This window comes from Brevundimonas sp. (genome assembly GCF_044239655.1).
Lineage (GTDB): Bacteria > Pseudomonadota > Alphaproteobacteria > Caulobacterales > Caulobacteraceae > Brevundimonas.
The window spans coordinates 1-13777 of sequence record NZ_JBIIAY010000084.1; the positions used below are offsets into that span (position 1 = coordinate 1).

General features: G+C 67.2%; 11 protein-coding genes. 7 read left to right on the forward strand and 4 right to left on the reverse strand.

The window, feature by feature from the left end; all coding sequences use genetic code 11:
- Positions 1–1165: glutamine--fructose-6-phosphate transaminase (isomerizing) (gene glmS / locus ACILQR_RS11515; RefSeq protein WP_395651554.1), on the forward strand; the 1165-nt coding region annotated here is incomplete at its 5' end.
- 9 nt (positions 1166–1174) lie between these two features.
- On the opposite strand, the gene ACILQR_RS11520 is transcribed toward glmS, so the two are convergent.
- Entirely contained in the window at positions 1175–1855 is a 681-nt protein-coding gene (locus ACILQR_RS11520) for a response regulator (RefSeq protein WP_395651555.1), read from the reverse strand.
- Positions 1852–3804 (reverse strand): sensor histidine kinase, encoded by a 1953-nt coding sequence (locus ACILQR_RS11525; protein ID WP_395651556.1) that lies wholly within the window; start codon positions 3802–3804, stop codon positions 1852–1854. Before ACILQR_RS11525 ends, ACILQR_RS11520 begins: the two co-directional genes overlap by 4 nt.
- Before the next feature lie 217 nt (positions 3805–4021).
- Here ACILQR_RS11525 and ACILQR_RS11530 point away from each other — a divergent pair, with 217 nt between their 5' ends.
- On the forward strand, positions 4022–4474 hold the full coding sequence (locus ACILQR_RS11530; RefSeq protein WP_395651557.1) for a peptidase S1: 453 nt from the start codon (positions 4022–4024) through the stop codon (positions 4472–4474).
- Positions 4475–5170: 696 nt separating this feature from the next.
- Positions 5171–6409: an argininosuccinate synthase gene (locus tag ACILQR_RS11535; RefSeq protein ID WP_395651558.1), complete on the forward strand. Its 1239-nt coding sequence runs from the start codon at positions 5171–5173 to the stop codon at positions 6407–6409.
- Positions 6410–6421: 12 nt separating this feature from the next.
- Here the strand turns inward: ACILQR_RS11535 and pyrF are convergent, their stop codons facing one another.
- Positions 6422–7153 (reverse strand): orotidine-5'-phosphate decarboxylase, encoded by a 732-nt coding sequence (pyrF, locus tag ACILQR_RS11540; RefSeq protein ID WP_395651559.1) that lies wholly within the window; start codon positions 7151–7153, stop codon positions 6422–6424.
- Between the two features lie 84 nt (positions 7154–7237).
- Here pyrF and ACILQR_RS11545 point away from each other — a divergent pair, with 84 nt between their 5' ends.
- Entirely contained in the window at positions 7238–7936 is a 699-nt protein-coding gene (locus tag ACILQR_RS11545; RefSeq protein ID WP_271145597.1) for a MarC family protein, read from the forward strand.
- On the opposite strand, the gene ACILQR_RS11550 is transcribed toward ACILQR_RS11545, so the two are convergent.
- Entirely contained in the window at positions 7933–8655 is a 723-nt protein-coding gene (locus ACILQR_RS11550; RefSeq protein ID WP_395651560.1) for a TetR/AcrR family transcriptional regulator, read from the reverse strand. The two genes, ACILQR_RS11545 and ACILQR_RS11550, sit on opposite strands and share 4 nt — an antisense overlap.
- 178 nt (positions 8656–8833) lie before the next feature.
- Between ACILQR_RS11550 and ACILQR_RS11555 the strand changes: the two genes are divergently transcribed.
- The 3 genes from ACILQR_RS11555 to sucC all read left to right on the forward strand — a co-directional run.
- Positions 8834–11059, forward strand: coding sequence for a TonB-dependent receptor (locus ACILQR_RS11555; RefSeq protein WP_395651561.1), 2226 nt, complete (start codon positions 8834–8836; stop codon positions 11057–11059).
- Between the two features lie 118 nt (positions 11060–11177).
- Entirely contained in the window at positions 11178–12695 is a 1518-nt protein-coding gene (locus ACILQR_RS11560; protein ID WP_395651562.1) for a spinster family MFS transporter, read from the forward strand.
- A gap of 114 nt (positions 12696–12809) precedes the next feature.
- Positions 12810–13777: ADP-forming succinate--CoA ligase subunit beta (gene sucC / locus ACILQR_RS11565; protein ID WP_395651563.1), on the forward strand; the 968-nt coding region annotated here is incomplete at its 3' end.

A 13777-nucleotide genomic window follows, 5' to 3' on the forward strand; every position in this document is an offset into this window, starting at 1 on the left:
CGCCCGCGTGTTCGACGCCACCGGCGAGGTCGCCCGCCCGGTCAAGACCGTCCCCGCGTCGGCCGCCCTCATGGAGAAGGGCAACTATCGCCACTTCATGGAAAAGGAGATCCACGACCAGCCCGAGGGGTGCCAGCGCACCATCGCGGCCTATGTCGATGTCCTGAACGGCACGGCCTCCATCCCCGGCGACGTCGACTGGAAAAATCTGGAGCGGATCCAGATCGTCGCCTGCGGCACCTCCTGGATCGCCGGCATGATCGGCCGTTATCTGATCGAGGCCCTGGCCGACCTGCCGGTGGACGTCGAGATCGCGTCCGAGTTCCGCTATCGCAACCCCAGCCTGCGCCCCAACGCCCTGGCCATCGCCATGAGCCAGTCGGGCGAGACCGCCGATACCCTGGCCGCCCTGCGCCACTGCAAGGCCGCCGGCATGAAGTCGGCCGTCGTCGTCAACGCGCCGGAATCGACCATGGCGCGCGAGGTCGACCACGTCTGGCCGATCCATTGCGGGCCCGAGATCGGCGTCGCCTCGACCAAGGCCTTCACCGCCCAGGTCAGCGTCATGATCGCCCTGGCCATCGCCGCCGCCCGCGCCCGCAACAAGATCGATGCCGCCGAGGAACAGCGCCTCGTCAAGGTCCTCTTGGGTGCCCCCCGCCTGATCGCCGAGGCCATCGGCCTGGAATCCGCCATCAAGGACGTCGCCGCCGAGATCGCCAAGGCCCGCGACGTCCTCTACTTGGGCCGCGGCCCCATGTCGGCGCTCGCGCTGGAAGGCGCACTGAAACTCAAGGAGATCAGCTATATCCACGCAGAAGGGTACGCCGCCGGCGAGCTGAAACACGGCCCCATCGCCCTGGTCGACGAGGCCACCCCCGTCATCATCCTGGCCCCCTTCGACACCTGGTTCGAGAAGTCCGCCTCCAACATGAGCGAGGTGATGGCGCGCGGCGGTCAGGTCGTCTTCATCACCGACCCCGAAGGCGCCAAACACGCCCCCGCCGGCGCCAAGGTCGTCGTCACCGCCCCGCCTTGCGACCCCCTGATCTCCGCCCTGGTCATGTCCGCCCCCATCCAGCTCCTCGCCTATCACGTCGCCGTGGTAAAGGGTGCCGACGTGGACCAGCCGCGAAACCTGGCCAAGTCGGTGACGGTGGAATAGGGCGAAGCGTCAGCCTGGGGTCGTCGAACCGTCCCTGATGTCCAGCCGGCCTTGCCGGACCGCCTCATAGACGGCCTCGCCGCGCGAGTTGACCTCGAGTTTCCGGTAGATCGACTTGACGTGGTTGCCGACCGTCAGGGGCGATATGCCCAGGATACGCGCTGCCTCCTTGTAGCTGAGGCCACGGGCGAAGATGGTCAGGAGCTCGGTCTCTCGCGTGGTCAACGGCTCGGAGGGGTCTTCGCGTCGGCTCGGGGTCGGGGCTGCGCGCAACCGTTCCAGCAGATAGACCGCCGCCGCCGGGCTGATCGGTGCGCCGCCGTCGAGCGTGACCCGGATGCCGTCCAGGATCACCGTCGCCGGACTGTCCTTCAGCAGATAGCCGTCGGCCCCGGCCTTCATGGCCGCCACGACCGTATCCCGGTCGCCGAAGGCGGTGATGACCAGCGCTCTGCACCCCGTCGCCGCCTTGATGGCGGGAAGAACGTCCAGACCACTTCCATCCGGCAGGCCGATGTCGGTCAGAAGCAGATCCGGCCGCCCCGCGATCAGCAAGGACACCTCGGCGATCATCGATGCCGTCGCGCACAGCGCCAGATCGTCGGACGATCCGATGATCTCGCTGAAATGGTCCCGGATCGCTGGATCATCCTCGAGGATGGCGATCCGGCGCACGTCCGGGGCCGTCATGGCGCATCACCTGATGCAGGCAGGACCAGCTGGATGCGACCGCCCGGCGCGTCGTTGTCGATCGACAGGGCGGCACCGATGACGGCCGCGCGGGTCCGCATGTTGGCCAGGCCTCGCCCGGCCGTTCCACCGGGGCGGATGCCCCCACCGTTATCGGCGATCATCAGCCGGACTGCGCCGTCGAGGCTCCGGTCCACATTGATCGTGATGCGATCGCCACCCGAGTGTTTGAGCGCATTGGTCACCGCCTCCTGAAGAATGCGGAACACCTGAAGCACGGCGCGGGGCGGATAGTCGGGCAGGGGCTGATCGACGGTGCTCGACCAGTCCAGGCCAAACCCTGCGACCTCCACCCGCGGCCTGATCCGCTCGTGGAACGTCGTGAGCGCCGAACCGAGCGATTCGCCCACGGAATCCATGGAATCGATCATCAGCCGCATCTCGTCGATCACCGCCTGGAGGCCCTCCGCCATCCGCTCGGGATCGGCCTTGCCCCGACGTGCGGACAGGAGAAGCCCCATCAACTGACTGCCCAGACCGTCGTGCATGTCGCGCATGATACGGCGACGCTCCTCGTCATGGGCCTGGTCACGGACCCGCTCACGTTCGCGGGCGTGGGCCGCCTCCAGTTCGGTCTCGCGCGCCGTCAGCCGCTCCGACAGCATGGCGTTCAGGGTCACCGACGACTGGAACAGGGTGAAGTTCCGCTGGAGAAAGGCGGCCACCAGGGCCAGCAGCAGGATGGGGGCCGCGTCCTTGAGGTAGCCGCCGCTGTTCAGCCCGAACCCGTCGCCCGCTGCGTCCAGAACGGCGCAGACCGCGCAGACCGACAGCAGGGCGGCTTCCAGCCGGCGCGACTCGGCGTGTCGGACGAAATGCCAGACCAGTCGCCCCACCACCGCCACGCCCAGGGCCAGGGTGAACCAGGTCCAGACGCTCGCCGGCACGTCATAGGCCTGCGGCATGGGCTGGGTCCGCAGCCACAGGAAGACCCCGCCGGTGAAGACCAGCCAGGCCACGGCCGTTGCCGCCTGAAGCCCCCGGATCGGTCTTCCGGTCCAGGCGTCGATGAAGCCGAGCAGCGCCGCTGACACCAGGCTGTTGACGGCGAAGAAGGCGATCATCCGTCCCATCCCGCCGAACGGCGGATCCAGCACGAGCGAATAGGCGGCCAGTCCCGACCAGCTCCAGCACAGCACCATCAGCCAGAAAGCGAAGCGCCTGTCCTGCGCCCGCCAAAGCAGCAAGGCGGCGAACAGGCCCAGCAGGAAGGTCGTCCAGCCGGAGATCAGCACCCGGTCGGTGAACTGCCACATCCGTTGCGCCGCCCAGGGCGACACCTGTTCCCACGGCCCCAGGACCGGTGGCACCAGGTCCGTATAGGGGAAACCCTGCCGGACGGTGATGAACACGATCTCGTTCGAACCCGCACGCACCAGACCGGACGGCAGCCGGATCAGATGCGGTCGCTGGCCGTCAAAGGTCTGGCTGCCGAACGCCATCCGACCCTGCGACAGGACGATCGAGCCGTTGACCATGACCATGAGGTTGTCGACCTGCTGGTATGTGACCACGCCGAGCCCCTCGGGCGGAACGGCGAGCAGATCGAACGTGAGCCTGAGCGCCAGATAGCTGGGATCGCAGCAATCCGTGAGCGGCAGTTCCGCGTCGGTGAAGGCGGCGGTCAAAGCGGCCTTGGGCGTCGGCTCGGCCAGCTCCGCCAGTTGCGTCCGGACAAAGGCGATCCGGTCGACCTCTGCGGTCCGTGGTGAAGAGAGCAGAAGCGGCTGAACAACGCCCCAGTACGCCGCCTGCACCGCGACGACGACCAGGAGAAAGGCCAGCACACCTCGCCACCGGGCGGACAGGGCGGGCACCAGGGTCACCAGGGTGGCGTCCAGCCGGGGCGGACGGACGCCGCCCGAATGCGTATCGCCCTGAATCGTCATGCCGCCCCGTCTTCTCCGCCGGACCCCGGATCGGTCCGCCCTTCAGCATGTTCGCCGCGGCAAAGCTTGCAAGGCGAATCTTCCGGACACCTAGCCGAAGAGACGCCGGGCGCGACCACCATACCTATGGTGCTCGTCAACAAGCTGTGCCGTGGGGATGATGTCGACATCGGACGTATGCGACATCGCCTGGATCGTCCGCTTAGGGACCAAGACCATGAAGATGTTTGCTTCCGCCACGATGGTGGCTCTGATGCTGGCCGGTGCCGCGACGGCCCAGGACGCCAGCTTGAATGCGACCTACGGCGAAGTCTCGCTGCGCGCCGGCTTCACGCCCGACCCCTATGCCGTCTCGGTCACGGCCGGTGGCAGCGTGAACGGGGGTGCCCTGCCGGGTGCCTGCACCGGCATGATCGCCAATGCGCCTGACTTCGAGGTGACCTATTCCGCCGGATCACTGCCGCTCGTTTTCCGGACCCTGTCGGGGACCGACACCACCCTGATCATCAACGGCCCGGACGGCCGGTGGTACTGCGACGACGACAGCTATGGCGACGGCGACGCCATGGTCCGCTTCAACCGGCCCCAGAGCGGCACCTACGACGTCTGGGTCGGCGTCTTCGGCGGCGACTCGGCCAGCGCCACGCTTCAGATCACCGAGACGCCCTGAGGTCGGGCGCAGGCGGGGCTCAGGGCGGCATGCCCGGACCCCGCCGCGGCTTGCCGCGCCCTCTTTCGGTTGCCGCCCCGGCAGCTCGACGGTCGACAGGGAAAGACCGTGTCCCCGTAGCGCCTGGACCCGTACTTTCCCGAATCTGCCGAAGCGAGCGGGGCAAGCCCACAAGAACGGCACCGATGGACCCTCACCGCGCGTAGAGGGCCTTTTTTGCTCGCCCACCCCAAACACGCCTTTTTGCCCCCAAACCCCCGTCCCGCCTGCACGCAGTTCGTCGCTCGAAGGCTTCGACCTAGCATGGGTCCCGGCCGTGGTAGGATGCGGGCGCACGATGGATCGAGGGGCAAGACACGCATCACCAGACAGTCCGGACTCAACGGACTTAACGGACTCTTCGGACTCTGTTTTTGAGTCCGGACTCTTCGGACTCTTCGGACTCCATTTTCAGAGTCCGGCCCGTCCGGCGGGACCGACCGCCGACCCGATTTTCAGACCATTCAGACCTTTCAGACCCCGTTTTTCATCCACCGCCCGACCCGACCTCACCCCTCCTCCGTCGCATTTCAGACCGTTCAGACCTTTCAGACCCGCTTTTCCCATCCACCCCTTTGACCCGCAGGTCTTGCATCCGCCGCCTTCACGCCGTTTAAGCGCGCGCAACCGCCTCCCCCGCGATCCAGGGTTCGTCACATGTCCAAAGCCAGCTCCGCCCCCGTCAAGAAGGTCGTCCTCGCCTATTCGGGCGGGCTCGACACCTCGATCATCCTGAAGTGGCTGCAGACCGAGTATAATGCCGAGGTGGTGACCTTCACCGCCGACCTGGGCCAGGGCGAGGAGCTGGGGCCGGCGCGCGAGAAGGCGCTGAAGATGGGGATCAAGCCCGAGAACATCTTCATCGACGACCTGAGGGAAGAGTTCGTGCGCGACTTCGTCTTCCCGATGTTCCGCGCCAACACCGTGTACGAGGGCCAGTATCTGCTGGGCACCTCGATCGCCCGGCCGCTGATCGCCAAGCGCCAGATCGAGATCGCCCGCATGGTCGGCGCCGACGCCGTCTGTCACGGCGCCACCGGCAAGGGCAACGACCAGGTCCGGTTCGAGATCGGCTATTATGCGCTGGAGCCCGACATCCGCGTCATCGCCCCCTGGCGCGAGTGGGAATACCGCTCCCGCGAGGCCCTGCTGGACTTCGCCGAGAAGAACCAGATCCCCATCGCCAAGGACAAGCGCGGCGAGGCTCCCTTCAGCGTCGACGCCAACCTGTTGCACTCGTCGTCCGAGGGCAAGGTGCTGGAAGACCCCGCCGTCGAGGCCCCCGAGTTCGTCCACCAGCGCACGATCAGCCCTGAGGACGCGCCCGATAAGCCGCACGTCTTCACCATGACCTTCGAGAAGGGCGACCCCGTCGCCATCGACGGCGTGGCCATGTCGCCGGCCACGCTCCTGACGAAGCTCAATGAGCTGGGCCACGCCAACGGCGTCGGTCGCCTCGACCTGGTCGAGAACCGCTACGTCGGGATGAAGTCGCGCGGCGTCTATGAGACCCCCGGCGGGACCATCCTTCTGGCGGCGCACCGGGGCATCGAGTCCATCACCCTGGACGGCGGGTCGATGCATTTGAAGGACCAGCTGATGCCCAAATATGCAGAGCTGATCTACAACGGCTTCTGGTTCGCGCCCGAGCGCCTGATGCTTCAGCAAGCCATTGATTACTCACAGCAAAAAGTGTCCGGTACGGTCACGGTCAAGCTCTATAAGGGCAATGTGGGCATCATCGGCCGCGAGAGCCCCTACAGCCTCTACGACCAGGACCTGGTCACCTTCGAGGAAGGCGTCCAGGCCTATGACCACAACGACGCCGCCGGCTTCATCAAGCTGAATGCGCTCCGCCTGCGGGTCCTGGCCAAGCGGGACGCGCGCCAGGCCTGATCGGGGAGGGGTCTAGACGAGCGCCATCTGCCCGGCGATGGCCAGGGCGGCTGCCCTCGGGTCCGTCGCCGCGCTTATCGGGCGGCCGATGACGAGGTGGGTGGCCCCGTCTCTCAGGGCCTGTTCCGGGGTCGCGGCCCGGGCCTGATCGTCCAGGGCGGCCCCGGCGGGCCTGACCCCCGGGGTGACGATCAGGAAGTCGTCGCGGCCGCTGGCCCGGGCGATCTCGCGCACCCGGGCGGCCTCGTGGGGGCTGGAGACCACGCCGTCGATCCCGGCTTCCAGCGCCTGGCGGACCCGGTGCTCGACCAGCAGGGCCGGGGACAGGCTGTGGTCGTCGGCGATCAGGTCGTCTGCGTCCAGGCTGGTCAGGACCGTGACCCCCAGCACCTTGAGCCCCGACCCGGCCACCCCCCGCGCCGCCGCCGCCATGACCTGGGGCCGGGCGTGGACCGTCAGCAGGTCGCACCCCGCCTCGGCCAGCACGGCCGCCGCCTTCTCCACCGTCGCCCCGATGTCGTGCAGCTTCCAGTCCAGGAAGATGCGGTGCCCCCCGGCCTTGAGCTCTCGCGCCAGCCCCATCCCGTCCGAGGCGAACAGCTGCAGCCCGATCTTGTAGAAGCCCACGGCATCGGACGTCGCCTCGACCAGGGCCCGGGCCTCGGCCACCGTCGGCAGGTCCAGGGCGCAGATCAGGCGGGGGTCCGGCGGCCGGTTGGGGCGGACTTCAGCAGTGGGGGTCATCGACGGACTCGCGCAGAGCGGCTAAGCGTTGCGCTCTGAGGCGTCGCGCTAGGGCCGGCGTGGGACTGGGGCTGAGGACACCGCATGGACGCGCTCGATCTGGGGGTCAACCTGTTCGTGGCCCTGTTCGCCCTGCTGGACCCGATCGGCAACATCCCCATCTTCGCCGCCGCCACCGCCGGGGCGACGATGCGCCAGAGACTGTCGGTCTCGGCCCTGATCTGCCTGTTCATCGCCGCCTTCCTGGCCTTCTTCTTCTTCACCGGCCTGGGGCTGCTCCAGTTCTTCGGCATCTCGCTGGCGGCCTTCCGGATCGCGGGCGGCATCCTGCTGCTGCTGCTGGGCCTCGACATGACCCGCGAGGACTTCCTGACCATGTTCGCCGACGCGGACGCCCAGGCCGACGCCAAGGACGTGCGGGGCTATGCGCGCAGGCGGTTCAAGCGCCTGATCGTGCCCTTCGCCATGCCCCTGCTGATCGGGCCCGGCGCCATCTCGACCATCATCATCCAGGCGGGCGAGGCGACCAAACTGGGTGCGACAGGCACTGTCGCCGGCGTGATCGCCATCGGCGCCGCCAGCCTGGCCACCTTCGTGGTCTTCACCCTGACCGGGCCCATCAGCCGCCTGATCGGCGAGGTCGGGATGGCGATCGTGGTGCGGGTGCTGGGCCTGATCCTGTGCGCCCTGGCGATCCAGTTCATCCTGGCGGGTCTCGGCGAAGCGATCCCGGGCATGTTCTCGGGCGCGGTGACCTCGCCCTATCCCTCAGGCGGGCACTAGGCCGGGTCGGGTTCCGCGCAGACCGCCCGGAACCCCGCCGCCGCGAACCGGACCATATAGGCGCAGGCGCTCTCGAGGTCGCCGGAACGCGCCAGCCCACCCGACAGCCGGTCCAGACGCCCGGTCTCGCCCAGGGTCAGGGTCAGGGCACCCGACAGGTTGTGATAGCCCCAGTACAGGTCCACCTCCCGCGCCCACGGCATGACCCGGGCGATCAGCTCGATCAGCCGGTGGATGGCCGGGTCGAAATAGCGAGCCATGGTCTCGCCTCCAAAGGCGGGGTTGGCGTTGGTCTGGGCGACCAGGGCGGCATAGTGTTTCCAGCCCGGTCCCCCCTTGAGCGAATACTCGAACGGCGGCCGCAGGAAGGCCTCGAGCAGCCCCTCCAGCGTCATCGCCTCGCCCATCTCATCGGCGTAGCGGTTGATGGCGTCCACCCGCTCGGCGTTCCATACGGCGGCCCGCCTCAGGAAGACCGCGTCGAACAGGCCCCGCTTGGCCCCGAAGTAATAGTGAACCAGGGCGGTGTCGACGCCGGCCTCGCGCGCCACCTCGCGGATGGTGACACCATAGAAGCCGTGCTTGGAGAACAGGTCCTCGGACGCATCCAGGATCATCTCGCGGGTGTCGGGCGTGGCGCCCGGCGCGGCCTTTGGCGGGCGTCCGCGTCGGGCCGGGGCAGGCGCGGGGTTCGGGTGTGTAGCGTCCGACTTGGTCATTCGGCCACGCTAGTCTCGCAGCCGCCCCCTGTGCAACGGCGCCACAGACGCCGACCGATGGCTGCGCAGGCAAGCGCAGCCGTTTGACACCGCGCCAAAACGGGGTCAGTTTCAGGAAAATCATTGAACGCTGAATAAAAGCGTCGTGGCTGGAAACAACAGGAACGGAAAGACCCACATGAAACGATTCATGAAGAGCGCGCTGCTGGCCGGCGCGGCGATGGCTGCCATTTCGTCGGGTGCCTATGCCCAGGACGCCGTGCCCCAGGACGACGCGGCCTCGCTGGACGACGTCGTCGTCACCGCGCGTCGCCGCGACGAACAGCTGAAGGACGTGCCGGTCGCCGTCTCGGCCCTGAGCGAAGAGCGCCTGGAACAGACCGGCGCCGCCGACATCACCGCCCTGCAACAGCAGACGCCGAACGCCACGGTCCAGGTGGCGCGGGGCTCCAACTCGACCCTCATCTCCTTCATCCGCGGCGTCGGCCAGCAGGATCCGCTCTGGGGCTTCGAGCCCGGCGTCGGCCTCTATGTCGATGACGTCTATGTCGCCCGCCCCCAGGGCGCGGTGCTCGACATCTATGACGTGGCCCGGATCGAGGTGCTGCGCGGCCCGCAGGGATCGCTGTACGGCCGCAACACGGTCGGCGGCGCGATCAAATATGTGACCTCGCGCCTGTCGCTGGACCCGTCGCTGACGCTGCGCGGGACCGTCGGTTCCTACAGCCAGGTCGACGGCATGATCGCCGGTTCGGTGCCGATCACCGACCAGCTGCGCATCGGCGGCGCGATCGCCAGCTACAACCGCGACGGCTTCGGCAAGAACCTGAACACCGGTGCGGAACACTACAACAAGGACGTCCTGGGCGGCCGGATCAGCGTCGAATACCAGCCCTACGACAACGCCTTCTTCCGCCTGGCCTACGACCGGGTCGAGGACAACTCCAACCCCCGCCACGGCCACCGCGAAGTCGCCGGCGTCACCGCCGGCTCGGGCATCCCGGGCAGCGTCTATGACACCCGCGCAGGCATCGGCGACACCAATGAGGTGACGACCGAAGGCGTCTCCCTGACGGCCGAGATCAACCTGTCGGACGTCTGGACCTTCAAGTCGATCACCGCCTATCGCAGCGGCGACACCGACACCGTCATCGACTTCGACAACACGCCCCAGCCGACCCTCGACATCCCGGCCGTCTATGGCGACCACCAGTTCACGCAGGAGTTCCAGTTCCTGTTCGAGACCGACCGGATCCAGGGCGTCGCCGGCCTCTACTACCTGAACGGCACCGCCTCGGGGGCCTTCGACACCATCGCGGGGGCCCTGGGCATCGTCATCGGCACGGCGGGCTATGTCGACACCGAGAGTGTCGCGCTGTTCACCGACGTCAACTTCGACCTGACCGAGCGCCTGCACCTGGGCATCGGTGCCCGCTACACCAGCGACAGCAAGACGGGCGACGTGTTCCGCGCCAACTATCTGACGGCGGCCCGCAGCCCGCTGCTGGGCGGCACCCCGCGTGCCACCCTGGGCGCTGCCCGGACCGACTACACCAACTCCAAGAGCTTCGACGATTTCTCGCCCCGCGTGGCCCTGTCGTATGACTTCTCGGACGCCGTCACCGGCTATGTGTCCTGGTCCAGCGGCTTCAAGTCCGGTGGTTTCGACATGCGCGGCGACGCCATTTCGACGCCCCAGACCGTCAACGGCTATAATCCCGAAACCGTCGACTCCTACGAAGCCGGCCTGAAGGGTTCGCTGTTCGACCGTCGCCTGTCGTTCTCGTCGGCGGTCTTCTACAATGAGTACTCGGACCAGCAGGTCACCACCCAGGTGCCGATCCTCGGCGCGGGCGGTGTGGCTACCGGCATCGCCTCCTTCGTCGACAACGTCGGGTCCTCGACCATCTACGGGGCCGAGTTCGAGGGTGCGGCCTATCTGTCCGACAGCCTGACGGCCAACTTCGCCATCGGTTACCTGAAGGCCGAGTTCGACGAGTTCAACCGCTTCAACCTGACCACCCGCCTGTTCGAGAACATCGCCGATCAGGTCGTGCTTCAGAACGCGCCCGAATGGACCGGCTATTTCGGCCTGACCTGGACCGGCCAGGTGTTCGGCGGCGGCCTGGCCGTCACCCCTTCGGTCAGCTACCGCGACGACTACAGCCAGTTCGAGTTCCCGAACCCGATCCTGGACCAGTCGGCCTTCAGCCTGGTCGATCTGACGGTGATCTGGACCGATCCTTCGGACCGGTGGACCGTGGGCCTGTACGGCCGGAACCTGACGGACGAGGAATACCGGGTCGGTGCCTACAACTTCGCGGGCGCGACCTTCGACAACTCGCTGATCGGCTACTACGGCCCGCCGCGTACCTTCTCGGCATCGCTGCAGTACAAGTTCTAGACACAGACGACAGTTTGCGGATCGGGGCGGCGGTGAGGACCGCCGCCCTTTTTCGTTGCGACGACAGGCGGGGCGGCTAGGGTCGCTCCCAACAACAAGAACGCCCCGAGGAAACCGCATGACCGACGCCACGAGCCCGACCGCGCGTATCGAGAAGCCGGGCTATCGCTTCTACGTGCTGGCGATCCTGATCTTCGTCTACATGCTGAACTTCCTGGATCGCCAGATCATCGGCATCCTGGCCGCGCCGCTGAAGGCCGAGTTCGGGATGTCGGACAGCCAGTTCGGCCTTCTGGGCGGCATCGCCTTCGCCTCGGTCTATTCGACCCTGGCCATTCCCCTGGCCTGGCTGGCCGACAGGTTCAGCCGGGTGTGGATCATGACCGGCGCCCTGGCGGTATGGTCCGGGTTTACCGCCCTGTGCGGCATGGCCGGATCGTTCGGCCAGCTGTTCCTGTGCCGGATGGGCGTGGGCGTGGGCGAGGCGGGCGGCGTGGCGCCGGCCTATTCCCTGATCGCCGACTATTTCCCTCCCCACCAGAGGGCCCGGGCGTTGGCCGGTTTCGCGTTCGGCATTCCACTGGGCATGGCGGCAGGCACCCTCGTCGGAGGGTTGCTGGCGGCGACCTATGGCTGGAGGACGGCCTTCATCGTGGTCGGATTGCTGGGCCTGGTCCTGGCCCCCCTGCTGCGGTTGACCATTCGTGACCCGAAGCGGGGCGGGACCGATGTGGCCCGGGTCGTTGTCGCGGCCGATCCGACGGCGACGGCGACGCCGATCGTGATCGGGACGGGCCCGGGGCGGCTGGCCTCCTTGATCATGCTGGGGCTCGGAGGCGGCCTGCTGGCCCTGTCTCTTCTGGACCGACTGACGGGAGCGATCGGCGGATCGCCGCTTGTGTGGGCGTTCGGCGGAGGGCTGGCCCTGGTCATCGGCGTCTCGCTGATGATCGCCCGGACGACGGCGTCGTTCGTCATCCCCAAGCCCAGTTTCTGGCTCCTGGCGCTGGGCGCGGCGTCATCCTCGGTGTGCGGCTACGGTGTCGCCGGCTGGCTGCCCCTGTTCTTCATGCGCAGCTTCGACCTGACCCTGGCCCAGACCTCCTGGTACTATTCCGGCATCGCCCTGATCGGCGGCATCATCGGTATCTGGTGTGGCGGCCTGATCGCCGACCGGCTGGGCAAGAAGGGCAAGGGCGCCTATCCGATGACGCCGGCCATCGCGTTCCTGATCTCGGCACCGTGTTTCATCCTGGCGATGAACTCGCCCTGGCTGATCGGCCTGGTCGTGCCGGGTGGAGGGTCGAACACCCTGCAACTGGTCCTGGCCTTCCTGATCTTCCTGATCCCCACGGGCCTGAACCTGGCCTGGCTGGGACCGGTGACCGCTGCGGTCCAGCATCTGGTCCCGGCACCGATGCGCTCCACCGCCTCGGCCCTGTTCCTGTTGATCAACAACCTGTTGGGGATCGCCGTCGGCTTCTTCTATTTCGGCTGGATGAGCGACCTGCTGGCACCGACCTTCGGGGAGGAAAGCCTGCGCTGGGCGATCTACACGGGCATGGGCTTCTACCTGCTGGCCTCGGTTCTGCTGTTCGGTGCCTCGCGCACCTTGAAGCGGGACTGGATCGACTGATTCATTTCACCTTCTGGCGAATAACGCAGTGTTGCACCTGCGAAGGAGCCGCGCCTATAAGCGCGACCAAATCTTCCCCAAGGGCCATTCTTCCCTAAGAGATCGCGGGCGCACATGAACATTCACGAATACCAGGCCAAGCAGGTCCTCAAGAGCTTCGGCGCCCCGGTCGCCGAAGGCGTCGCGGTCACCTCGGTCGATCAGGTCGAGGCGGCGGCCAAGTCCCTGCCCGGTCCCCTGTATGTCGTGAAGTCCCAGATTCACGCCGGCGGACGCGGCAAGGGCAAGTTCAAGGAACTGCCGGCCGATGCCAAGGGCGGCGTCCGCCTGGCCTTCTCGGTCGAGGAAGCGGTCAAGCATGCCGGCGAGATGCTGGGCAACACCCTGGTCACCGCCCAGACGGGCGAGGCCGGCAAGCAGGTCAACCGCCTGTATATCGAGGACGGTGCCGACATCGAGCGCGAGCTGTACTGCTCGCTGCTGGTTGACCGCGCCCACGGCCGCATCGCCTATGTCGTCTCCACCGAGGGCGGCATGGACATCGAGGCCGTCGCCCACGACACGCCCGAGAAGATCCAGACCATCGTCATCGACCCGCAGACGGGCGTGACCGAGGCCGACGTGGCCACGATCAACGCGGCCTATGGGTTGACCGGCGACGCGGCGGAAGACGGCAAGTCGCTGTTCCCGATCCTGTACAAGGCCTTCGTCGAGAAGGACATGGCGATGCTGGAGGTGAACCCCCTCATCGTGATGAAGGACGGACATCTGCGCGTCCTGGACGCCAAGGTCAGCTTCGACGGCAACGCCCTGTTCCGCCACGACGACATGAAGGCCCTGCGCGACGAGACCGAAGAAGACGCCAAGGAGATCGAGGCGTCGGAGTGGGACCTGGCTTACGTCGCGCTGGACGGCAACATCGGCTGCATGGTCAACGGTGCCGGCCTGGCCATGGCGACGATGGACATCATCAAGCTGTACGGCAAGGAACCCGCCAACTTCTGTGACGTCGGCGGCGGCGCCGGCAAGGAGAAGGTCGCGGCGGCCTTCAAGATCATCACCGCCGACCCCGCCGTCCAGGG